Origin of the sequence: Croceitalea sp. MTPC6 (assembly GCF_036985525.1) — a bacterium.
Classification (GTDB): Bacteria; Bacteroidota; Bacteroidia; order Flavobacteriales; family Flavobacteriaceae; genus Croceitalea.
Genome location: NZ_BTGR01000005.1, coordinates 226,325 through 248,575, shown reverse-complemented (window position 1 = coordinate 248,575; position 22,251 = coordinate 226,325). Strand labels below are relative to the sequence as shown.

General features: G+C 36.4%; 21 protein-coding genes and 1 tRNA gene. 13 read left to right on the top strand and 9 right to left on the bottom strand.

Going from position 1 to position 22,251, the window contains the following annotated elements:
- Positions 1–18: 18 nt before the first annotated feature.
- The 3 genes from AACP56_RS11610 to AACP56_RS11600 all read left to right on the top strand — a co-directional run bounded on the left by AACP56_RS11610 (position 19) and on the right by AACP56_RS11600 (position 1,416).
- On the top strand, positions 19–840 hold the full coding sequence (locus tag AACP56_RS11610) for a sugar phosphate isomerase/epimerase family protein (RefSeq protein ID WP_339337571.1): 822 nt from the start codon (positions 19–21) through the stop codon (positions 838–840).
- A gap of 63 nt (positions 841–903) precedes the next feature.
- A complete protein-coding gene (locus AACP56_RS11605; RefSeq protein ID WP_339337572.1) occupies positions 904–1,314 on the top strand; it encodes a 6-carboxytetrahydropterin synthase in 411 nt (136 codons plus the stop codon).
- Between the two features lie 27 nt (positions 1,315–1,341).
- Positions 1,342–1,416 (top strand) — tRNA-Val (locus AACP56_RS11600).
- An 8-nt stretch (positions 1,417–1,424) separates the two neighbouring features.
- Here AACP56_RS11600 and AACP56_RS11595 read toward each other — a convergent pair.
- The 3 genes from AACP56_RS11595 to gldJ all read right to left on the bottom strand — a co-directional run bounded on the left by AACP56_RS11595 (position 1,425) and on the right by gldJ (position 4,886).
- A complete protein-coding gene (locus AACP56_RS11595; protein WP_339337573.1) occupies positions 1,425–1,796 on the bottom strand; it encodes a thiol-disulfide oxidoreductase DCC family protein in 372 nt (123 codons plus the stop codon).
- A gap of 92 nt (positions 1,797–1,888) precedes the next feature.
- The gene (locus AACP56_RS11590) at positions 1,889–3,163 is read right to left on the bottom strand and encodes a UDP-N-acetylmuramoyl-tripeptide--D-alanyl-D-alanine ligase (protein ID WP_339337574.1); all 1,275 of its coding nucleotides are present in this window, start codon (positions 3,161–3,163) and stop codon (positions 1,889–1,891) included.
- Between the two features lie 64 nt (positions 3,164–3,227).
- Positions 3,228–4,886 (bottom strand): gliding motility lipoprotein GldJ, encoded by a 1,659-nt coding sequence (gene gldJ / locus AACP56_RS11585; RefSeq protein ID WP_339337575.1) that lies wholly within the window; start codon positions 4,884–4,886, stop codon positions 3,228–3,230.
- Between the two features lie 368 nt (positions 4,887–5,254).
- Here gldJ and porV point away from each other — a divergent pair, with 368 nt between their 5' ends.
- The 6 genes from porV to AACP56_RS11555 all read left to right on the top strand — a co-directional run bounded on the left by porV (position 5,255) and on the right by AACP56_RS11555 (position 11,558).
- Positions 5,255–6,397 (top strand): type IX secretion system outer membrane channel protein PorV, encoded by a 1,143-nt coding sequence (gene porV, locus AACP56_RS11580; protein WP_339337576.1) that lies wholly within the window; start codon positions 5,255–5,257, stop codon positions 6,395–6,397.
- 77 nt (positions 6,398–6,474) lie between these two features.
- Positions 6,475–6,966: a cytidine deaminase gene (gene cdd / locus AACP56_RS11575; protein WP_339337577.1), complete on the top strand. Its 492-nt coding sequence runs from the start codon at positions 6,475–6,477 to the stop codon at positions 6,964–6,966.
- 82 nt (positions 6,967–7,048) lie between these two features.
- Positions 7,049–8,047 (top strand): pyruvate dehydrogenase (acetyl-transferring) E1 component subunit alpha, encoded by a 999-nt coding sequence (pdhA, locus tag AACP56_RS11570; protein WP_339337578.1) that lies wholly within the window; start codon positions 7,049–7,051, stop codon positions 8,045–8,047.
- Between the two features lie 4 nt (positions 8,048–8,051).
- Entirely contained in the window at positions 8,052–9,689 is a 1,638-nt protein-coding gene (locus AACP56_RS11565; RefSeq protein WP_339337579.1) for a pyruvate dehydrogenase complex dihydrolipoamide acetyltransferase, read from the top strand.
- An 89-nt stretch (positions 9,690–9,778) separates the two neighbouring features.
- Positions 9,779–10,804, top strand: a complete 1,026-nt coding sequence (locus tag AACP56_RS11560; protein WP_339337580.1) for a M28 family metallopeptidase — start codon at positions 9,779–9,781, stop codon at positions 10,802–10,804.
- Positions 10,805–10,877: 73 nt separating this feature from the next.
- A complete protein-coding gene (locus tag AACP56_RS11555; protein WP_339337581.1) occupies positions 10,878–11,558 on the top strand; it encodes an SDR family NAD(P)-dependent oxidoreductase in 681 nt (226 codons plus the stop codon).
- Positions 11,559–11,575: 17 nt separating this feature from the next.
- Here the strand turns inward: AACP56_RS11555 and AACP56_RS11550 are convergent, their stop codons facing one another.
- On the bottom strand, positions 11,576–13,981 hold the full coding sequence (locus AACP56_RS11550) for an amylo-alpha-1,6-glucosidase (RefSeq protein ID WP_339337582.1): 2,406 nt from the start codon (positions 13,979–13,981) through the stop codon (positions 11,576–11,578).
- 103 nt (positions 13,982–14,084) lie between these two features.
- Here AACP56_RS11550 and AACP56_RS11545 point away from each other — a divergent pair, with 103 nt between their 5' ends.
- From AACP56_RS11545 to AACP56_RS11535, 3 genes are read left to right on the top strand one after another with little or no spacing between them, the layout of a single operon-like run.
- Positions 14,085–14,702 (top strand): SprT-like domain-containing protein, encoded by a 618-nt coding sequence (locus AACP56_RS11545; protein ID WP_339337583.1) that lies wholly within the window; start codon positions 14,085–14,087, stop codon positions 14,700–14,702.
- 11 nt (positions 14,703–14,713) lie between these two features.
- On the top strand, positions 14,714–15,793 hold the full coding sequence (locus AACP56_RS11540; protein WP_339337584.1) for a mannose-1-phosphate guanylyltransferase: 1,080 nt from the start codon (positions 14,714–14,716) through the stop codon (positions 15,791–15,793).
- Positions 15,794–15,796: 3 nt separating this feature from the next.
- The gene (locus AACP56_RS11535; protein ID WP_339337585.1) at positions 15,797–17,251 is read left to right on the top strand and encodes a DUF389 domain-containing protein; all 1,455 of its coding nucleotides are present in this window, start codon (positions 15,797–15,799) and stop codon (positions 17,249–17,251) included.
- Here AACP56_RS11535 and AACP56_RS11530 read toward each other — a convergent pair.
- The gene (locus AACP56_RS11530) at positions 17,248–18,015 is read right to left on the bottom strand and encodes an ABC transporter ATP-binding protein (protein WP_339337586.1); all 768 of its coding nucleotides are present in this window, start codon (positions 18,013–18,015) and stop codon (positions 17,248–17,250) included. The genes AACP56_RS11535 and AACP56_RS11530 overlap by 4 nt on opposite strands.
- Positions 18,012–18,749 carry an MlaE family ABC transporter permease gene (locus AACP56_RS11525; RefSeq protein ID WP_339337587.1) on the bottom strand — a complete coding sequence of 246 codons (738 nt, stop codon included), beginning with the start codon at positions 18,747–18,749 and terminating at the stop codon, positions 18,012–18,014. Before AACP56_RS11525 ends, AACP56_RS11530 begins: the two co-directional genes overlap by 4 nt.
- A gap of 114 nt (positions 18,750–18,863) precedes the next feature.
- Here AACP56_RS11525 and pafA point away from each other — a divergent pair, with 114 nt between their 5' ends.
- Positions 18,864–20,531 (top strand): alkaline phosphatase PafA, encoded by a 1,668-nt coding sequence (pafA, locus tag AACP56_RS11520; protein ID WP_339337588.1) that lies wholly within the window; start codon positions 18,864–18,866, stop codon positions 20,529–20,531.
- 10 nt (positions 20,532–20,541) lie between these two features.
- On the opposite strand, the gene AACP56_RS11515 is transcribed toward pafA, so the two are convergent.
- The 3 genes from AACP56_RS11515 to AACP56_RS11505 are packed head-to-tail and all read right to left on the bottom strand — an operon-like array spanning position 20,542 to position 22,246.
- Positions 20,542–20,919, bottom strand: coding sequence for a hypothetical protein (locus tag AACP56_RS11515; protein ID WP_339337589.1), 378 nt, complete (start codon positions 20,917–20,919; stop codon positions 20,542–20,544).
- A gap of 56 nt (positions 20,920–20,975) precedes the next feature.
- Positions 20,976–21,341, bottom strand: coding sequence for a DUF2200 domain-containing protein (locus tag AACP56_RS11510; RefSeq protein WP_339337590.1), 366 nt, complete (start codon positions 21,339–21,341; stop codon positions 20,976–20,978).
- A gap of 59 nt (positions 21,342–21,400) precedes the next feature.
- The gene (locus AACP56_RS11505) at positions 21,401–22,246 is read right to left on the bottom strand and encodes a glycosyltransferase family 2 protein (protein WP_339337591.1); all 846 of its coding nucleotides are present in this window, start codon (positions 22,244–22,246) and stop codon (positions 21,401–21,403) included.
- Between the last annotated feature and the right edge of the window lie 5 nt (positions 22,247–22,251).

Sequence of the window (22,251 nt, the reverse complement as noted above, 5' to 3'; positions counted from 1 at the left end):
CATTAGCTTATCCAAAATATGAAAACGAAAACTATAGTTATTCTATCATTTATTATAGGTTATACTACTATTTCTGCACAGGATATAGGAATACAATTGTATAGCCTTAGAAACCAATTTGCTGAAGATATACCTGGAACCATATCCCAAATTAAATCTTGGGGAATTAATGTTATTGAAGGTGGAGAAAATACCTATGGTATGGAAGAGTCCAAGTTTATCGACCTTCTGAATGAAAATGGGCTAAAAACTGCAAGTGTAGGAACCAGTCTAGAGGAATTAAGAGACAATCCTCAAGAAGCTTTACGGAGAGCTAAGGCTTTCGGGGCTAAATATGCAATGTGTCCTTGGATACCACATAATGGAGATGATTTTACTTTAGATGATACTGAAAATGCTACAAAAATCTTTAACAAGTCTGGAAAATTCTTAAAAGAAAATGGGGTCACTTTGGTGTACCATCCACATGGATACGAATTTAGACCTTATAAGAGCGGTACTTTATTCGATCATATGGCTGAAAATGCAAAACATTTTGATTTTGAAATGGATGTATATTGGGTAACTCATGGTGGAGAAGACCCAATGGTACTTTTTGATAAGTACCCCACTAAATTTAAATTAATGCATTTAAAGGATATGCAAAAGGGCACTGTCGGTAACCACACGGGGCATAGCGATGTTGAAACTAATGTGGTTTTGGGTTCTGGCATGATAGATATTAAAGCTCTGGTAATTAAAGGAAAAGAATTGGGTGTAGAGTATATGTTTATCGAAGATGAGTCTTCTAAAGTTGTAAGTCAAGTGCCACCTAGCCTGGAATTCCTTAAAAAAATATAGTTTACTACAGTTGGATATTAGATTCAAATTTTAAAGTAAATTTGCATTCTTGATAGATGTAGAATGATAGTTACTATTTGTAGGAAAGCTCATTTTAATGCAGCTCATAGATTGCATAATCCGTCTTGGAGTGACGAAAAGAACCTTGAAGTCTTTGGGAAATGCAATAGTCCTAACTACCACGGGCATAATTTTGATTTGGAAGTTAGGGTAAAAGGTGAAGTGGACCCTCAAACAGGTTTTGTAATGGACTTGGCAGATTTAGGTCAGATGATTAAATCTGAAATCGAAGATCGCTTTGATCATAAAAACCTCAATGAAGATTGTAAAGAGTTCGCTGATATTATGCCTTCTACGGAAAACTTTGTAAAAATCATCTACGATATATTAAAACCCAAACTGGTGAAAGGGCATTTGTTACACATTACGCTGCATGAAACTCAAAAGAATGCTGCTGAGTATGGGGATTGGTAACATTTTTACGATATTGCACAACTTTTTGGAGTATTAGCTCAGTTGGTTTAGAGCGCTGCCTTGACAGGGCAGAGGTCACTGGTTCGAATCCAGTATACTCCACTTTTTTCTTAAAAACTGACAGTACAGGTGTTGGATTTTCCAAACCAGCGAACTCGATTTTTTGAAGCTAGGTTATAAACCGTGTCTCTAATTATCCTTGGAATAAAGGCCAAAAGGGCGGCAACTAATTTCCACTTAGGAATTTGAGCTATAATCTTTAAAAAACCATCTGAATGTGTATGTGCTCCAGATTCATCAATTAAAATTACGGTAGTTAGTTCTTTTTTAGGAAAACCAAAGGTGTGCAATAATGATTGACCGTAAGGAGATTGGAATGCGACAAAGCTAAAACTATCGGCTGGAGCAAATTTTAACAACCAGTCCACAACGCCATTACAAAGATTACATTCCCCATCAAATATTATAATATTGGTTTCCATGATTATTGTATTTCTTAACCTTAGTTCGGTAAATACGCAGAATCATTTCAAGTTGAAGTAAAGAATAGTACTTTTTTAGAAAACTTTAGGATTTATAGCAGTTCTAATGTCCGTTCCAGAGCCATTCCACGAGACCCTTTTATGAGTATAGTACTTTTGGTCAAATTAATTTGCCGCAAGTGGGCTTCTAAATCATCAAAACTTCTAAATTTCTGAAAGTCGGTATTCGTGGTAAAGAAATTCTCACCAATTAAATAAACACTATTGAAATTCATTTTTTTAGCAACGTCAGCTATTGCTTGGTGTTCTTTTGAAGAAGTTTCCCCCAACTCAAACATATCACCTAAGAAGAGTACTTTATGTTCTGTGTTAATTGAATTAAAATTCTCCAAAGCTGCAAGCATACTGGTCGGATTTGCATTGTAGGCATCTAACACAATTTTATGCCCATTTTTACCTAACAATTGTGAACGATTATTGTCTGGTTGATAAACCTCAATAGCTTGTTTAATATCGTTTTTGGGTACATTAAAATATTTACCCATTAAGACTGCTGCGCAGCAATTAGGGAAATTATATTTGCCTATGAGTTGCGTTTTAATGAATATGTCCTCAAATTTTAACTCAACAAAAGGGGCAGACTTAGTTAGTTCAATGGTGTAAAATTGATGGTCATTTTGACTAAACCCTATTTTTTTAATGTAAGTGGCCAGTTTTTCTTTTTGTATGGCATCATCAGCGTTAAAAAAAGCATGCTTATCATTTTCTATTAGATAGTTGTAGAGCTCGCTTTTTCCTTTTATTACACCTTGAACTCCCCCAAAACCCTCTAGGTGAGCTTTCCCAAAATTGGTGATATAGCCAAAATCCGGTTGAGCAAGTCCAGACAAAAAGGCAATTTCTCCCTGATGGTTTGCTCCCATTTCAACTATGGCTATTTCAGTTTCTTCTTTTATGGAAAGTAAAGTCAATGGAACACCAATATGATTATTTAAGTTGCCCTTGGTCGCAATCGTTCTATACTTTTTGGATAACACTGCGTTAATAAGCTCTTTGGTAGTGGTTTTGCCATTGCTGCCAGTTAGTGAAATCACCTTTGCTTTGGAATAATTTCTATGAAAGACTGCTAACTTTTGTAGTGTTACCAATACATTGTCAACAAGAATCAATTTGTCAGAAGCCATATGCTCTTCTTCATCAATTATAGCATAAGCGGCTCCTTTTTTTAGAGCATCTTCTGCAAATGTATTGCCATTGAAGTTTGGGCCTTTTAGTGCAAAAAACAAGCAATCTTTGGAAACTTTTCGAGTATCTGTAGAAATATTTGGAAACTGTAAGAACAGTTCGTGCAATTTGGACAAGTTCATAAATCGAAGATAAAAAAAAGCCTTGATGGATTATCAAGGCTTAGATTTTTAAAGTGAAATAAAATTATTTTGTCTTTTTATGTCTTACTGTTTTGTTTTTTGTTTTAGACTTAGAACCTACTCGTGACATTGCACATCTAAACCCAATATCATCCGTTGCCATGTATTGTGGCAAATAACGGCGCTGTGCTGGATCTAACCAAAATGCCCTATCTCTCCATGAACCTCCTTTATAGACTCTTACTTCATCATTTATTAATGAGGTTCTATAGTTTGAAGTATCATATTGACGTAGAATTTTACCTGTAGAATCACGCTCTACTTTATGTTTAGGAGAATCGTACATTTTCCTGTTGTCACTTTCATCATCACTAAATCTTTGGTAAAATCTTGAAGACCCTGGATCACCGTCCCTATATCCTCTGTTGTCACTTTTAGAGAAGTTTGTTCTCAAATAAGTTTCTTCTTCATCAACTGGCACTTCTTTTATCTCTCCAGGTAAATTCAAAGCAACTACTTTACCGTTTGGTAAGGTGTCAAAAACAACCGAATCACGAAGAATCTGTACTTTTCCATCTTCTCCAATGGCCTTTTTAGTATAAATATTCCCTCGATAGTAGTTAAAATCACTTATTTCGTCATCTACTATAGGACGGTAAACATCAGCTACCCATTCAGAAACATTTCCTGCCATATCGTATAACCCAAAGTCGTTTGGCTTATAAGATTTTACCTCAGCGGTAATATCTGCACCATCATCAGACCAGCCTGCGATTCCGCCATAATCACCTTTTCCTTGCTTAAAGTTTGCCAATTGGTCTCCACGACCTACGCGTTGACCGTTTCTAGTATAATCACCTTCCCAAGGATATTTTTTTCTACCTCTATAGTTGTTATACTCCCTAGAGCCAATTAATGCTTGAGCGGCATATTCCCATTCAGTTTCAGTTGGTAAGCGATATTCAGGTGAAATAATCCCTGAACTTCTTTTAGCAAAACTGTTGATAGAATCCTTTTTTTGTTTTCCCTGAAGTGAATCTATTTGACCACCGTAAACTGATTCTGGATTGTTAAGGTAGGCATCAGTACTAAAAGTACCGTCTACTTCTCCATTAAGAACACCATATAAAGCGTCTTCTTGGATAAAACCTTCTTGCGCTAACTTATATTCGTTAACCCTATCCGTTCTCCACTCAGCATATTGAGTCGCCTGAATCCAATTTACCCCTACAACAGGATATTCTGCGTACCCCGGGTGACGTAAATAATTATTGGTCATAGTTTCATTAAAACCTAAACGATTTCTCCATACCAGAGTATCTGGTAATGCACCTTTATATATGTTCTTATACATGGGATTTTCGGGAGGGTATACCTTTTTAAGGTAATCCAAATATTCCATGTACATTTTATTGGTAACCTCAGTTTCGTCCATATAAAAAGACTGTACGTGTTGCGAAGTTGGAGTATTGTTCCAATCATGCATGATATCATCTTGAACCTTACCCTTGGTAAATGTTCCGCCTTCTATGAAAACGGTACCCGGAGGGGTCTCTTGTTCTTTGAAATCAGAGTTGTATTGGAAACCACCATCTTTGGCATTAATTTTCCATCCAGTAGCTCTCGAAACGTTCTTTGAAGATGAAGATGAGTTTTTACAACTAGAAAAACTTACCGCCACAACCACACTGGATAGTACAACTTTTACTAAGTGTTTTTTCATAATTAGGACTTGAGTTCAGTGAGCCGATATTGTACTCGGCCACTTTAATTTTATTTGATTTAATATCACTTTCGGCAATAAAACGAAAAGATGAGCACAATATTTTGTAACCCAACAAAAAACTTTTAGTCAGTTTTCACAATTTTATTACTATCACAATAACGGAGCAAAATCAAATATAGTATGCAGGATAGCTAGGTTTAACGTTCATTTTAATTCTTTACTTATATGTATTTGGTCTAAAAAGGTCTTTCTTAAATAAGAATTTGTCAAAAAGACCGTTTCAGTATAATATGTTAAATTATTTCCGTTTAGGGAATTGTACATATTTTATGTAAAAAACACTGACAACTTTATAACGAGAAAGAATGAAAAAGTTAACCTTTTTGGTAGTACTTATTGGTATTGTCAAAGTATCTGCACAACAAGAGAGAGTAATCACTACGGCGGTACCATTTTTAACCATTTCAGCTGATGCAAGGGCATCTGGTATGGGAGATATGGGAGTGGCCACATCCGTTGATGCTTTTTCGCAACAATGGAATCCTGCCAAATATGCATTTTCTGAGCGTAAAACAGTAATTGGTGCTAGCTATACCCCTTTTTTGGAAAATGTAGTTTCTGATATTGGATTGTTAGCAGCTAATGTTTCCAACAAATTGAGCGATAGAAGTGCGTTTGCTGTCGGGATAAGGTACTTTAGTTTGGGAGAAATAGAGCTTAGACAAAATATCAACGAGGAAGGAACAGTTGTAAAGCCCAATGAATTTGCTATAGACGGGTCTTACGCGCTAAAACTAAGTGAAACATTCTCAATGGCTGTGGGAGGTAGGTTTATCAGTTCTAATCTTAGGTTGCAGGATGGTACGCAAGATTCACAAGCTGCAAATTCATTTGCTGTAGATGTTTCAGGTTTCTTTCAATCAAGAGAAGTCGCCTATAATAATTTTGATGGTAGATGGCGAGCAGGTTTTAATATTTCGAACCTTGGTGGTTCGTTACAATACGACAATGGAGGGCAAGAAAATTTTTTGCCAACCAATTTAAAATTTGGAGCGGGATTTGACTTCATTTTAGATGCTGATAATGTAGTTGGCTTATATACTGAATTTAATAAACTGTTAGTTCCTACACCAAGAGATTTTAATGGTGATGGAGTCATTGATGCTGAAGACAACGATACTTACCAAAATATAGGTTTCTTTAGCGGTGTGTTTGAGTCTTTTGGGGATGCACCAGATGGTTTTAGTGAGGAGCTAAAAGAAATTACTTGGTCCTTGGGAGCAGAATATAAGTACCAAGATGCATTCATGCTAAGAGCGGGTTATTTTAATGAAAGCCCAGAAAAAGGCTCTAGACAATTTGCAACTATTGGTGCTGGATTCAAGTTCAAATCTGCTCAAATAGATTTATCATATCTGTTCTCAACAGCTCAAGTTAGAAATCCTTTGGAGAACACATTGCGATTTTCACTCACCTTTAATTTAGGAGAAGAGTTTTATAACGATTAAAGAAAATTAAAGTATTATTTGAAAAAACCCCGACCTTACAGTTGGGGTTTTCTTATTTTTAGATAATACGTTTTCAAATGGAGAAAAGAAATATTGGGTTTGAACTGAGTATATATGACTCAGAAAATGAATTAACACAAGCTGAAGCAGAATTACTAAGTAAAGCAGTTAAGGCTAGATATGATGCCTATGCCCCTTATTCAAATTTTCAAGTTGGTGCAGCAGTACTATTGGAAAGTGGAGAAGTTGTTGTTGGTAATAATCAGGAGAATGCCTCTTATCCATCTGGATTATGCGCGGAGAGAGTAGCCATTTTTCAAGCAGGTGCAAGGTTTCCCGATCAGCGGATATTGGCTATAGCAATTAGTGCGGCATCAAAAAATTATGTTGTAGATTGTCCTGCTGGACCGTGTGGAAATTGTAGACAATCAATTGCTGAGTACGAACAAAAGCAGAAGACCCCAATAATTATGATAATGAGGGGCGAAAAGGGAAAAATTTATAAATGCAATTCAATTGCTGAATTACTGCCATTGGCTTTTAATAATTCTTTTTTGGGGGATTCTTAAATCAATTGTTTCGCAAAAACAGATATATATGTATTTTTGTTTTTCCCTTAATAAAGGGAGCTTCATTTAACATTATTACTTAATGAAAAAAATAACCAAAGAGGTTTACCTTAAATGGTATGAAGATATGTTGTTTTGGCGCAAGTTTGAGGACAAACTAGCAGCCGTTTATATCCAACAAAAAGTTAGAGGTTTCCTCCATTTGTATAATGGACAAGAAGCTGTTTTGGCAGGTTCATTACATGCAATGGATTTGAACAAGGATAGGATGATTACCGCTTATCGAAACCATGTACAGCCAATAGGTATGGGGGTTGACCCCAAAAAGGTAATGGCAGAATTATATGGTAAGGTAACAGGAACTTCTCAAGGTATGGGTGGTTCTATGCATATTTTCTCTAAAGAACACCGTTTTTATGGTGGCCACGGTATTGTTGGAGGTCAAATTCCTTTGGGTGCTGGTCTTGCTTTCGCAGATAAATATTTTAAGCGTGATAATGTGACCTTATGTTATATGGGTGATGGTGCTGTACGGCAAGGTTCATTGCACGAAGCTTTTAATTTGGCCATGCTTTGGCAATTGCCAGTTGTTTTTATTTGTGAAAACAATGGTTATGCTATGGGGACTTCTGTAGCGCGCACATCATATTCAACGGATATCTACAAACTTGGGTTAGGGTATGAAATGCCTTGTGCCCCTGTAGATGGTATGGACCCCGTTACTGTTGCTAAAGAGGTTGATAAAGCCATAGAAAGAGCTAGAACTGGTGGTGGGCCAACATTCTTGGAAATGAAGACTTATAGATATCGCGGTCATTCAATGTCTGATGCGCAACACTATAGAACCAAAGATGAGGTTGAGGAGTACAAGAAGATAGATCCAATCACACAAGTGAAGGATGTGATTTTAGAAAAGAAATATGCTTCCGAAGATGATATCAAAGTAATTGATAAAAGGGTCAAAGATTTAGTGTCCGAGTGTGAAAAATTCGCTGAGGAATCGGACTTTCCACCAGTACAGCAATTGTACGACATGGTCTATGAACAAGAAGATTATCCATTTTTACAACATAAATTATAGCTAGATGGCAGAAATAATAAATATGCCAAGATTGAGCGATACCATGGAAGAAGGTACTGTGGCAAAATGGCTCAAAAATGTTGGTGATAAGGTTGAAGAAGGAGATATTTTAGCCGAAATCGAAACCGATAAGGCTACCATGGAGTTTGAATCCTTCCATGAAGGAACTTTATTGCATATTGGAATTCAAGAAGGTGATGGTGCGCCTGTTGATTCCCTTTTAGCTATTATTGGAGACGAAGGGGAGGATATTTCTGGACTTTTAAATGGTGAAGCTGCATCGAATGATGAAAAATCAGAAGATACTACTGCTGCAGAGGTAAAAGAGGAAGTGACTACAGAGAGTAGTTCGGGTGGCGAAATCCCTGAAGGAGTTGAAATTATTACGATGCCCCGTTTAAGTGATACCATGGAGGAAGGAACAGTTGCTTCTTGGTTGAAAAAAGTAGGGGACGTAGTCGAAGAAGGAGATATTTTAGCTGAGATTGAAACGGATAAGGCTACCATGGAGTTTGAATCTTTCTACTCAGGAACTTTACTTCATATTGGAATACAAGAAGGAGAAGGAGCGCCAGTCGATTCGCTTTTAGCGGTCATTGGTCCAGAAGGTACAGATGTAAATGCAGTTTTGAATGCAAAACCTGCAGGCACAGCTAAAGAAGCTCCAGTCAAAGAAGATAAAAAGGTAGAGGAACCAAAGGCAGAGACAAGTGCAAGTCAGACCTCCTCTGTAGCTGATGGGCAACGTATTTTTGCATCACCCTTAGCTAAAAAGATAGCCTTAGATAAAGGAATAGATCTTTCAACGGTTTCCGGTACAGGAGATAATGGAAGAATAGTCAAAAGAGATATTGAGAATTACCAACCTTCTCAAGATAAAGTTGCTACTTCGGCTCCTGCATCAGTAGATAGTACAGTTTCGGCTGCACCAGTCGCACCAATCAATTTACCTGTTGGAGAAGAAAGTACTGAGGAAGTTAAAAATTCTCAAATGCGAAAAGTAATCGCTAAGCGTTTGAGTGAATCCAAATTTAGTGCACCGCATTATTATTTGACCATTGAGGTTGATATGGACAACGCCAAAGCTTCAAGAAGCCAAATAAATGGTTTGCCAGACACTAAGGTTTCATTTAACGATATGGTATTAAAAGCTTGTGCGATGGCGCTTAAAAAGCACCCACAAGTAAATACTACTTGGAAAGCTGATACCACAAAGTACAACCACCATATTCATGTTGGTGTCGCGGTAGCGGTAGATGATGGACTTGTAGTGCCAGTTTTAAAGTTTACGGACCAAATGAGTTTAACTCAGATAGGCGCTTCAGTAAAAGATATGGCTGTAAGGGCTCGGAATAAAAAATTGACTCCAGCGGAAATGGAGGGAAGCACATTTACAGTATCTAATCTTGGTATGTTTGGTATTTTAGAGTTTACCTCTATTATAAATCAACCTAATTCAGCAATATTATCTGTTGGTACAATTGTTGAAAAACCAGTAGTTAAAAACGGGGAAATTGTTGTTGGGAATACCATGAAAGTAACTTTGGCTTGTGACCATAGAACTGTAGATGGAGCAACGGGAGCACAATTTTTACAGACTTTAAGAGCATATCTTGAAAATCCAGTTACAATGCTAGCATAGTTTTTAAATTAGCTATCAAATAATAAAAAAGCATTCGTCTAAGGCGGATGCTTTTTTTTATCTTTAATCGCAACAAAAAAAGGAATACAATGAAAATAGCAATCAGTATTTTGAGTTTACTATTGGCGATGGCATGTGGTTCAACCAAAATGGTTGAAACCAGTCCTGATAAGATTAGTACTGCAGAGCCTAACGGACCAGAAGGGTTAAAAGGCAAAGTTGCCGGCGAAGCAATGAGCAGTGATGAAGGCTTTACCAATTCAGGTAAGATTGGTAAAATCATGAACTTTTTAGCCTCAGATGAATTAAAAGGAAGGGATTCTGGTAGTGAAGGAATAGAGATGGCGGCTCAATACATTGAAAAATATTTTACTGCTAATGGGATTAAGCCATACTTTGAATCATACAGAGATACGCTATCAAATTTTAAAAAACCTTCTTATAATATTGTTGGTTTTGTTGAGGGAAATGACCCAGACCTAAAAAAGGAATATATTCTTATCGGTGCACATTACGATCATATTGGAATCATAACAGCGGAAAATGGTGATGCAATTGCAAATGGTGCTAATGATAATGCTTCTGGTACGACAACAGTTATGGAAATTGCCCGCTATTTTGGAGCTAACAGAACGAATAAGCGCAGCTTAATTTTTGCACTTTTTAGTGCTGAGGAAAAGGGCCTGTTAGGTTCAAGGCATTTGGCAAAAAAGTTGAAAGAAGCAGAACTTAATCTTTATACTATGCTAAATTTTGAAATGACAGGAGTTCCATTACAGGGTAAGAGTTATGAATTATATATCACAGGTTATGAATTGTCTAATCTGGCTGAAATAAGTAATAAATATGCTGGCAAAAAATTGATTGGATTTTTACCTACTGCTAAAGAATATAACCTATTTCAACGCTCTGATAATTATGATTTTCACAAAGAGTTTGCAGTGCCGTCTCATACTTTTTGTACGTTCGACTTCACTAATTTTGATCATTACCACAAAGTCGGTGACGAAAATGATATTATGGATTTTGAGCATATGTCCAGTATGGTAAATAAAATGCTTCCAGTTGTGGAAGGAATTACAAATGCTGCAACCCAAGAAGTTAAGTTAAAATAAAATATAACCCAACCTCCTGTTAAAATGGGGGTGTATAAAAAATGGATTCCTGCTTTCGCAGGAATGACAGAAAATGTCTAAAAATATCATTATTACTGGAACTAGTAGGGGTATAGGTTTTGAATTGATAAAACAATTCGCTTCCGAAGGTCATCAGATTCTGGCTTTATCACGAAATGCTAAACCCGTCTCTAATTTAGAATTAAAAAACGTAACTGCATTTCCGTTTGATTTGAGCGATTCGTTGGATTACCAAAAAATAACTGATTTTGTATCAAATTGGGGTTCGGTTGATGTGCTCATTAATAATGCCGGGAGTCTATTGAACAAACCTTTTCAAGAAACCTCAATGGAAGAATTTGAAAAGATTTATAAAGTGAATGTATTTGGTGTTGCTGAAGTTACTAGAATAGTTCTTCCTAAAATGAATAAATCTGGCCATGTTGTAACCGTTAGTTCAATGGGTGGCGTACAAGGAAGTATGAAATTCCCTGGTCTTGCAGCTTACAGCTCCAGTAAAGGAGCAGTAATTACCTTAACAGAGTTATGGGCAGAAGAGTTTAAAGAAACTGGTCCGTCGTTTAATGTGCTAGCCCTTGGAGCAGTACAAACTGAAATGTTAGCGGAAGCTTTCCCCGGTTTTGAAGCACCTACATCTGCTGAACAAATGGCTAGCTACATCAAAGATTTTGCTTTAAATGGCCAACAGTTCTACAATGGTAAATTACTTCAGGTAAGTAACAGTACGCCTTAAATTATTTCCAAAAATCCTCATAATAGTTTTTCAATAAAGTGAAAGGTTATATCAATAGCTTCATCATCTGATTCTACCAAATAGCTGCTATTTTCACTTCGTTTACCAACCTTAGCTATAGCTTCAGATTTATGACTAATATTTTTAGGAGTCTTGAGTTTTATCGACCAGTCCGGATTTGTTTGTTCTATTCTAAGCTTTAGTTTATCTGATTCTTTGGAATAATAAATTGAAATTTCATTGTCGCCAATCTTTACATTTTCTAAAGAAGCTTTATTCCATTTGTCTGGCATTTGGGGAATAATTACAATTTCTTTTTTTGCAGCATTCGGTTGGATTCCAAAAAACTGATTTACTATAGGATATGAAAAACTATAGATGTTCCAAGCTTGTGTCATCATCCCAAAATCAGGGGAAACTTCATACATGCTTCCTGGTAAGGCATAGCTGAAAGAACGGGTCATCCGTTCTAAATAATTTAGCGCTTCATTAGGTCTACCGTAATTATTTTCCGCTCTTGCAGAAACACCAGTAGGCAAAGTCATAACTGCTCCAGTGTAGGTAAATATTGGCGGCGCTTTATAGGCACCAGCATCAGAACCGGCAGATTCATCACGGTCTATTCCAGTTACGAAGACTCCAAAGGGATTTACAAACTGCTTGGCTGTTTCCAATGCTTTTATGGCTTTGACAGAATCGGCAATTTTCATTTCCATAGGTGTATTTACTACCCAATTGTGATGCAGCACAAACGGTCTGGATTTACTGGACGGATTCTGTAAAATAAACTTTTTTGTTTCCTTCATTTCCTTAATGGCCCACGGCTTGTTAAGCGTGTCTGCACGCACGATTGCATCATCAATAAGATGTAAAGTTTGCTTGTCCGTACCTATGAAATCGGCATAAGAATTAAAGTCTTCGGACCAAAAACCCTCATTGATCTTAACTTTTAGTAATGCTGCTTTTTCAGCGTACGACTTTGATATTTCTAGTTCTCCAAGTTCTTTAGCTATTTTAGCAGCATCGGCAAATGCTCTTTGCGTATATGCGGCTACATCAATCATTTCGCTATCTAAGCCGTGGATTTCCATCATACCAAAACCTTCTGGGAATCCGTTTTTATCCAGATCATTTTCATCAATTAACCATTCTAACCCCTTTTTTATGGTGGAATAGTATTTTTCCAAGAATGCTTTGTCACCATTCCATTTGTAAATTTCCCAAATTAAAGATGCAAACTGTGGGGTTTCATTAATGTTGCCCTTGTTAAAAACTGCTCCATTGGTAGACATTTCATGAATAATCTTTCCATTGCCATTTACAGCTTCGGACACACTGTCCAAAAGTTTAATGGTATTGTAAACGGTATCCTCTTGACCAACTGCCATATACCCTTGCAGCGCATACTCGCTATCTACACCAAACCACCAAGGATAATCGGGTATGCCAGCAGTAATTCCCGTGCCAACTTCTGGTACTTTCCTTACCAGCCAATCACAATTGTATTTTAACCACTCAAAAGTTTTTTCCAGTTTTTTATCAGGAATGGTCAGTTTTGTTTGATTTGCCAACTGCTCATAGCGTGCTTTTTTAGTTACAACTAATGAAGGAAGTTCATTTTTGAGCTTATTCAGCGTTTTTATTGCTTTGTTTTCCGAAGTATAAGAACCACTAATGTAAAAGGTTAAAACCTTAGATTTACCAGAATCGAGTTTAATGGGGTAACTAAGTGTGTTAGATGTTGTTAATTCTTTCTGATTCAGATTTGCTTTAAATTCTTGCTTTGGTTTTTCTGAACCCGAATAACAAACAAACCATGGGTTGTTTTTGTCTTTTATGAGCCATCCATTTATTTCTTTTTTGTACGTTGATCCGTCTTGGCCATTAATCATTTCTGTACGTTCTCCCAACCATGTAGGTCTTAAGTCGGAATGCCCAGTAAAAACAAAATGGAAATCTTGCGTAGTATCTCCATCATTAAAAATTTCAAACTGTATAGCTATTCCTTCGATATCATCTGGGACAAATTGCCAACGTTCTATTTTTATTGATTTTTCTTCATTTGCGAAACTATGCTTATTGGCAAAAGGATAATTTGTAAAAGAAGTGGCTTTATCAAGTGTATAAGAGTAATCAGGCCAATTTAAGTGAGCATCAAACCCATCCATTAACTTGATAGGATGATTCCAAATTCCACCCATTTCACCTTTAATGTGCCACCCTAAATCAGGAAATGAGCCGTCTTGGTGTCCAACCATATAAACTCTATTCCCAGCTGTAACATAAGGAGAGTCAAGATATTCCGATTTTCCCTCAATTTTTGGTGCATCACTAATTATATCACTCAGTCTCTGCTCTTTCTTTTTAGAACAGCCTATAAAAACAAGTAAGACCACAAGGAATACCAACCTTTTTATACACATAACACACACATTTCTTTAAAAATACATAGATAAACCAATACTTCTAAATGTGTTTTTAACTTTTTAAAAGAACGGTCTTACCTAAACCGCTATTTTTGTTACAGTGAACCAGGTATTGGAAAAATATTTGCCAGAAAGAGCGGTGCAACCTTGTTTTGAACTTATCAAATCCAATGGGGTGCATTTGAAAATTGTAAATCATCGAGTTACTAGACATGGAGATTACAGGAGATTACCAAATGGCTTGCACCAAATAACGGTAAATGCTTCTTTAAATAAATATCGTTTTCTAATAACCTTGGTTCATGAAATTGCACATCTCGTTGCATTTGAAAAATTTGGAAGACGAATTAAACCCCATGGTTTGGAGTGGAAAAAAACTTTTCAGCAATTAATGCTACCTTTTATTCGTCCAGAAATATTTCCTTCAAAACTTTTACCTGTAATAGCCAATCATTTTAAGAACCCAAAAGCAAGTAGTAGTACTGATGCTAATTTATCAATAGCCCTAAAAACATTTGATACAGATGAAAGGAAGAACTCTTACGTATTTGAATTGCCCATGGGCAGTACTTTTAGAATTTATAATGGAAAAATCTTTAAGAAAGGAAAAAAAAGAATAAAACGTTATGAATGTGTAGAGCTAGCCACAGGCAGATTATATTTGTTTCAACCAAACGCTGAAGTAGAATTAATAAAAGACATAGAAGCACCATTTTAAACTAAAAAATCATGAATAAAAATTATTATGCAGTTTTAATGGCAGGTGGTGTAGGTTCTCGTTTTTGGCCGGTAAGCACTACAAATAATCCAAAACAGTTCCACGATATGTTAGGGACTGGAGACACGCTAATCCAAAAAACATTTTCACGATTAAACAAGTTTATTCCAACGGAGAACATCCTGATTCTGACCAATGAACGATATAATGATTTGGTTTTGGAACAACTGCCGAAAGTTAAGCAGGAGCAGGTGGTTTTGGAGCCCGCTATGCGAAATACTGCCCCTTGTATTTTATATGCTGCACTTAAAATTCAAAAAATGAATCCAAATGCAGTTATGATTGTTGCTCCAAGTGATCATTGGATTGAAGACGAGCAAGCTTTTGAGAATGATGTAAAAGCATGTTTTGATAAATGCGAAAAAGAAGAAGTGCTTTGTACCTTAGGAATTCAACCCTCTTATCCCAACACAGGTTTTGGTTACATTGAGTTTGAAAAAGATAATGCAATTGGACTTAAAAAAGTGACTCAGTTTAGAGAGAAACCAAATCTGGAAACAGCTAAAGAGTTTCTCGCGCAAGGTAACTTTCTTTGGAATGCAGGTATTTTTATGTGGGGAGTAAAAACCATTGTTAATGCTTTTAAGGCTTATCAATCGGAACAATATGAACTTTTTAATGAAGGAATGCATTGTTACAATACTGCTGATGAACAGGACTTTATAGCTGAGAACTACCCAAAAGCGGATAACATTTCGATTGATTATGCCATATTGGAAAACTCTAAATCTATATACACATTGCCTGCAACATTTGATTGGAATGACCTTGGAACATGGGGTGCGCTATATGAAAAGCTAGATAAAGATGTTGGTAAGAATGCGGTTGTCAATGGACAAACGCTTTTAGAAGATGCCAATGGAAATATGATTAGGACCAAAAAAGGTAAAATCGTGGTCGTTGATGGACTGGAAGATTATATAGTTGTGGACAAGGATGATGTTTTACTTATTTACCCAAAATCTAAAGAACAAGACATTAAAAAGATTCGTGGAAAAGTGCAAGACACTTTTGGAGACCAATATGCATAAATCATGAGTGAAAATTTATTTGAGGATAAAAATGACGCTGCTGACGTAGCTGGGGAGGAAGTTAAAAAAGACTTTCAAGGTCTTTTAGGTAGTGGGAGAAAGTTTCTGTTTGAATTGCTTGAAATACGAAGCAATACAGATCCTATTGCCACAAAAGAATCTATCATTGCCGATATTCCTTTTAAGGGCCATACTTCTTGGATTTTAATAAGTTCCATATTTATTGCTTCCATCGGATTAAATGCCAACTCTACCGCCGTGGTAATTGGTGCAATGTTGATTTCCCCATTGATGGGCCCTATTCTTGGTATGGGTATGTCCTTAGCAATTAATGATATTGATATGTTGCGCCGCTCTCTGAAGAATTTTACCGTAATGGTGGTGCTCAGTGTTCTGACAGCATTTTTATTCTTTTATGTTTTTCCTTTAAGAGATGAGTCCTCTGAACTTTTGGCACGAACAGCTCCCGATATTCGAGATGTACTTATAGCATTTTTCGGTGGTTTAGCTCTAGTAATTGCAAGAGCTAAAAAGGGTACGATTGCGAGTGTGATTTTTGGTGTAGCAATTGCAACAGCTTTAATGCCTCCTCTCTGTACGGTAGGTTTTGGTTTGGCTATTGGTAAGCCTTTGTACGCATTGGGTGCTATGTATTTATTTACCATTAATACAATTTTCATTGGATTGGCCACTTTTTTGGTCATAAAGTATTTGCGCTTTCCTATGGTGCGTTATGCCAATTCCAAACGGAGAAGATTAATTGCCCGTATCGCATCGGTTGTTGGTTTAGCGGTAATGATTCCAGCTGGTTTTACTTTTTATAATGTACTTCAAGAATCCCTATTTAGGAAACAAGCACAAGAATTTTTAGCGGATACTGTGGAGGTTTATGAGTTTAAAGGAAACGGACGTTACGAAAATGATTTGACTGATATTCATTATGATAAGGAGCTAGGCTCATATTTAGAAGTTGCAATTTTGGGAACTGAAGAAGTGCCAGAAAATATTATTACTACCTGGAGAAACAAGAAAAATAAATATAACAGACTAGTAGATACGGATTTAAGAGTGCTACAAGGTGGACGTGATGATTCCGAACAGCGTTTTAATTATGTGAATGAACTTTATGAGTCTAAAAAAGCAGAATTATTGACCAAAGATGAACGAATTAGATTTTTAGAAGAAGAAGTGGCAAGTTTTGGTAAGTTGGCCGCAAGAAATGTTCCTTTTCAAGATATAACAGCTGAATGCAAAATTAATTATGAAAATATTACTGGAATAGGTTTTTCTAATAGAGTGCAAACAGATTTTAGTAAAACAGATACCATAACTCTTTTTGAGGTAAAGCTAAAAGACGGACTTTCAAATGCTCAAAGAGATGCGGAAATCAAGAAAATTGCTAATTGGTTAAAGGTCAGGGTCAAGGATACCACTATACAAGTGAGAGAGGTAAATTAATTGCGCTCTTCAATATACATTTGTCGTACTTTTTTAAAGAGCTCTGAAGAATAGACAAAGTCGGTCACAGCTTTGTTATCAGTTTTAAAGATTTCTTTGTTAGTGCCTTCCCATTCCTTGAAACCGTCTTTTAAAAAAATAATTTTTTCACCAATCTCCATTACGGAATTCATGTCATGGGTATTTATAACTGTGGTGATGTTGTACTCTTTGGTAATCTCTTGAATCAGATTGTCTATCAAAATTGCCGTTTTGGGATCAAGCCCAGAGTTAGGTTCATCACAGAATAAATATTTAGGATTCATTACAATTGCTCGTGCAATGGCAACCCTTTTTTGCATACCTCCAGAAATCTCTGCCGGGTATTTCTTATGGGCATCAATTAGGTTCACACGTTCCAGAACAAAGTCTACTCGGTCTTGCATTTCACCTTTACCTTGCTTAGTGAACATATCCATGGGAAACATCACATTTTCTTCCACAGTCATAGAATCAAATAAAGCACTTCCTTGGAATACCATTCCCATTTGTTGGCGCAAATCTCTTTGCTCGGCAGTGGTCAAATTCCAATAATACTCTCCGTTATAACAAATTTTACCCTGTTCAGGTTCAAAAAGTCCTAAAAGTGATTTCAGGAAAACTGTTTTTCCAGAGCCACTTTGTCCAATGACCAAATTTGTCTTACCCTGCTCAAACGTAGTACTTATGCCCTTTAAAACATGGGCATCACCAAATGATTTATGTATGTTTTCAACTTCGATCATCCTAGTAAAAGTTGGGTAATAATATAGTTCAAGATAATTATGACCACACTGGTCCAAACAAAAGCAGTTGTACTAGCTTTCCCCACTTCTAAAGCCCCTCCTTTCATATAAAACCCATGAAAAGATGGTACCGTTGCAATTACAAAGGCAAAGACCAATGTTTTGATAAATGCATAGGTAACGTGAAAAGGAATAAAATCTAGTTGTAGCCCTTTTATGAACTCTCCACTTGGCGCATAACCACCAAAAGCTCCTGCAATCCATCCACCAAAAATACCCACATACATTGCAACTGCAACGGCAAAAGGATATAAAAGCATGGCTATAATCTTAGGGAAAACAAGATAGTTGAGGGAATTAACGCCCATTACTTCTAGAGCATCAACCTGCTCGGTAACCTTCATTGTGCCAATACTGGAAGTGATGTAAGACCCTACTTTTCCAGCCATAATAATAGAGGTAAAAGTCGGGGCAAATTCCAGAATCACAGATTGTCTTGTGGCAAAGCCGATGAGACTTTTAGGAATTAAAGGACTGTTTAGATTTAAAGCGGTCTGTATGGTGACTACACCACCAATAAAAAATGCAATAAAAATGATAATGCCCATAGAGCCATAGATAAGCTCATCAATTTCTTTTAAAATCAAGGATTTCATGATACGCCATTTGGTGGGCTTTTTAAAGACCTCACCCACCATAATAAAATACTTGCCAATGGCAGCTATGTAGTTCATGAATTTAGAAATCTACTTAAAGCGTAAAAATAGTAATATTGAATGGTATTTAACCTTGATTTAATTTTTTGGATAAAAGAATTGAATAGATTTGTTAATCAAACGATACTATAAATGAAAACGTACTTTCAACTATTTACCTTAATATTTTTAGTCTCTTTTTTGAAGGTAGATGCTCAAAGAAGGAAAAAGAATACTATTACGACTCAAACTGAAACCCAAATAGCACCAAAACTTGTAGTTGGGATTATTGTAGATCAGATGCGTTATGATTACTTAACGCGATTCTGGAATCACTATAGTGAAGGTGGATTTAAACGTTTGGCTAGTCAAGGGTTTAATTGTAAAAACCATCATTTTAATTATGCACCAACAAGTACTGGTCCTGGTCATACCTCTGTATACACAGGTGCAACGCCAAGTTCTCACGGTATTATTGGAAATAATTGGTACGATAGGGAAACAGATGATTCGGTGTATTGCGCTTCAGATGATAGTTATAATTCTGTTGGAACAACTTCTGATGCAGGTAAGATGTCTCCCCATCGAATGTTGACCACAACAATTACGGATCAACTGAGATTACATACCCAAATGCGAGGAAAAACTATTGCGGTAGCCCTAAAAGATAGGGGAGCTGTGCTTCCGGGTGGCCATACTGCAAACGCCGCTTATTGGTTCGAAGGCGATGATATCGGCAAGTGGATTACAAGTTCTTATTATATGGATGCTTTACCGCAATGGGTAACAGATTTTAATGCCTCTGGAAAAGTACAGAGCTATAAAAAGGCATGGACAACTCTAAAAGATATTAGTACATATATTGAGAGTGGTTCTGATAATAATGCTTATGAAGGTTTATTTGAAACAGAGACAGCACCTGTTTTTCCGCATAGTACACCTAATCTTTTAAGCAAGACCAAGGATTTTGAAATTATAAAGTATACCCCATGGGGAAATAGCCTAACTACGGATTTTGCGATTGAAGCTTTAGAAAAAGAAAGCTTGGGTGTGGATTCCACCACAGATTTCTTGGCAGTTAGTTATTCAAGCACAGATTATATAGGGCATAAATTTGGAGTAAATTCCAAGGAGGTTCAAGACGCTTATTTAAGACTGGATTTGGATTTAGAAAGACTTCTAAATACTTTGGATGCAAAAGTAGGTACTGGAAAGTACACAGTATTTTTAACTGCTGACCATGGAGCTATTAATGTAGCTGCATACTTAGAAGATCAAAAAATACCATCAGGTTACCTTAACGGTAAAAAAACAAGAACTAAGTTCAACGAATTTTTGACCTATACTTATGGTACTACAGATTTGATTAAAGATGTGAGTAACAATCAGGTTTTTTTAGATAGAAAAGTTATAGCTAATCTTGATATGGATTTGGATGATGTACAAGAGGAAATAGCCCTAGAATTGTTAAGCTATGATGGTATGAACAAAGCCTACACTGGTTATCAAATGTGGCAAAATGAATATACAATGGGAATCCCTTACATTTTACAGAACGGTTGGCACCAGAAACGTTCTGGTGATATTCTTTTGGTTCCCGAGCCTGCCCATATTTCATACCCCAGAACGGGGTCTACACATGGTTCACCAATGATTTATGATACCCATGTGCCTTTACTGTTTTATGGAAACGGGATAAAAAAGGGAAGTACAGTAAATAGGACTGAAATACCTGATATTGCACCTACAATTGCTTCCATGTTAGGTGTTGCTTTCCCAAATGGGACTACTGGCAAGCCTATTTCTGAGGTGTTAGAATAAAAAGGTTAATTTACTCTAGATTTTCCCAAGCTGTTTTTCCATCTTGTTTTATTTGGAGAATGGCATAAAGAAGAATAACACCAAGGAGACCAAGTAAAGACTGCCCTAAACCAAGCCCTATGGATAAATTAACGGCTAAAGTTATTAATGCGGATGCCACAAAACTCCAAAATGCCCATTTTTTCCATTGAAACAGCAGAATTGCAAATGCTAAATTGGCCAATCCTAAAATTGCAAGTAGAACAAGCATCGATTTAGATGTTGGATTGGGTAAGTTTTCTAAAACAACATCACCCATAAATAGATAAGTTATAGCAGTAAAAGAATTGGCAATAATCATAAGTATCAGCCATGCAGTAACACATCCATGTCTTTTTTTGGTTTCCATAATATTGAGTTTTTATTCTCCTAGGTTGTTTGTCTGCTTAAGATAAAATAATGAATTTAGGTATTTCGCAAGATTTTCTCCATTTTGCGACCTCTAGCTAGCTCCTCAACCAATTTATCTAGATAACGAGCTTGTCGGGTTAAAGGCGTTTCTATTTCTTCTATCCGATATCCACAAATAACCCCTTTAATTAAATGTGCGTTAGGGTGCAAAGTTGCTTCTTTAAAGAAGGTCTCAAATGTTACTTTTTTTTCAATCTGCTTTTGTAGTGTATCATCATCATAACCCGTTAGCCATTCAATTACGGTATGCAACTCTTCTTTGGTTCTTCCTTTCTTTTCTATTTTATTTACGTAATGTGGATACACAGATGCAAAGGTCAGTTTTGCAACCCGGGCGTCATGTTCTGGAGTTGTTGCCATTTTGATATAGGATGTTTACTGCTTTATCGCTGATTTTAAAATAGTTATATTACCTTAAGTTATAAAATTTTTTCTTTAATACCTTTCCAACGCAGTCGTCTAATAAACTTGCCTTCCTCTTTAGATACAAATCGAGGTGCATTTTTAAAAAAAGCATTTAAATATCCAAAAACTATTTGGATATACATTCTAGGGCTTCTCATGGACCAAGCCATTTTTAGGGCGGCTAATTTTGCCAATACAATATCATAGCGCATTTTAAATAAAGCTTCTCCTTTGGCAAAGTAGTTTTTGGTCATATAATCCTGTCCCAAATGCCGAAGATGTTTTATTTGTAAAGTATGGTCTGTTAGGGTTTCAAAATCATGGTATCTGGCCAAAAGTGTATCTACTGTATCCCAACCTGTTGCAGGGCGCAAGCCTCTAATCTTTTTAAAGCATGCTTTATGGTATAATTTTACTGGTCCACGAACATGGCTTTTGTCCGCTATGTTTTCATAAATCCATTTGCCATCTTTTTCAATAAAAAGTAGACCAGAACACAGGCCTAATTTCCAATTACTTTGAAAATGGTTGCGCATCACCTCAAAATAATTTGTTGGTAGAATTATGTCTGCATCAAACTTGCCTAACAAATCATAATTTGCAACATGTTGCAGTCCGAAGTCAAAAGTGTCCACTACTTTCTTGCCTGGGATATGTTCGTCACTGCTTTTACGCTGAATGACTTTTATCCAATCATGCTTTTCAGCAAACTCTGAAGCTATTTTGTAGGTATTATCCGAAGAATTGTCATCAACTATTATTAGTTGATTGGGTTGGAATGTCTGCCCAACAAAAGAATTTAAGCAAAGGGTTAGGTATTTTTCTTCGTTATGTGCAGGAATGATAATGCTTATTCGCATATAAT

Excerpts from the sequence above, each read along its gene's own strand:
- AACP56_RS11610 (WP_339337571.1), top strand. The coding sequence starts at position 19 with ATGAAAACGAAAACTATAGTTATTCTATCATTTATTATAGGTTATACT.
- AACP56_RS11605 (WP_339337572.1), top strand. The coding sequence starts at position 904 with ATGATAGTTACTATTTGTAGGAAAGCTCATTTTAATGCAGCTCATAGA.
- AACP56_RS11595 (WP_339337573.1), bottom strand. The coding sequence starts at position 1,796 with ATGGAAACCAATATTATAATATTTGATGGGGAATGTAATCTTTGTAAT.
- AACP56_RS11590 (WP_339337574.1), bottom strand. The coding sequence starts at position 3,163 with ATGAACTTGTCCAAATTGCACGAACTGTTCTTACAGTTTCCAAATATT.
- gldJ (WP_339337575.1), bottom strand. The coding sequence starts at position 4,886 with ATGAAAAAACACTTAGTAAAAGTTGTACTATCCAGTGTGGTTGTGGCG.
- porV (WP_339337576.1), top strand. The coding sequence starts at position 5,255 with ATGAAAAAGTTAACCTTTTTGGTAGTACTTATTGGTATTGTCAAAGTA.
- cdd (WP_339337577.1), top strand. The coding sequence starts at position 6,475 with ATGGAGAAAAGAAATATTGGGTTTGAACTGAGTATATATGACTCAGAA.
- pdhA (WP_339337578.1), top strand. The coding sequence starts at position 7,049 with ATGAAAAAAATAACCAAAGAGGTTTACCTTAAATGGTATGAAGATATG.
- AACP56_RS11565 (WP_339337579.1), top strand. The coding sequence starts at position 8,052 with ATGGCAGAAATAATAAATATGCCAAGATTGAGCGATACCATGGAAGAA.
- AACP56_RS11560 (WP_339337580.1), top strand. The coding sequence starts at position 9,779 with ATGAAAATAGCAATCAGTATTTTGAGTTTACTATTGGCGATGGCATGT.
- AACP56_RS11555 (WP_339337581.1), top strand. The coding sequence starts at position 10,878 with ATGTCTAAAAATATCATTATTACTGGAACTAGTAGGGGTATAGGTTTT.
- AACP56_RS11550 (WP_339337582.1), bottom strand. The coding sequence starts at position 13,981 with ATGTGTATAAAAAGGTTGGTATTCCTTGTGGTCTTACTTGTTTTTATA.
- AACP56_RS11540 (WP_339337584.1), top strand. The coding sequence starts at position 14,714 with ATGAATAAAAATTATTATGCAGTTTTAATGGCAGGTGGTGTAGGTTCT.
- AACP56_RS11535 (WP_339337585.1), top strand. The coding sequence starts at position 15,797 with ATGAGTGAAAATTTATTTGAGGATAAAAATGACGCTGCTGACGTAGCT.
- AACP56_RS11530 (WP_339337586.1), bottom strand. The coding sequence starts at position 18,015 with ATGATCGAAGTTGAAAACATACATAAATCATTTGGTGATGCCCATGTT.
- AACP56_RS11525 (WP_339337587.1), bottom strand. The coding sequence starts at position 18,749 with ATGAACTACATAGCTGCCATTGGCAAGTATTTTATTATGGTGGGTGAG.
- pafA (WP_339337588.1), top strand. The coding sequence starts at position 18,864 with ATGAAAACGTACTTTCAACTATTTACCTTAATATTTTTAGTCTCTTTT.
- AACP56_RS11515 (WP_339337589.1), bottom strand. The coding sequence starts at position 20,919 with ATGGAAACCAAAAAAAGACATGGATGTGTTACTGCATGGCTGATACTT.
- AACP56_RS11510 (WP_339337590.1), bottom strand. The coding sequence starts at position 21,341 with ATGGCAACAACTCCAGAACATGACGCCCGGGTTGCAAAACTGACCTTT.
- AACP56_RS11505 (WP_339337591.1), bottom strand. The coding sequence starts at position 22,246 with ATGCGAATAAGCATTATCATTCCTGCACATAACGAAGAAAAATACCTA.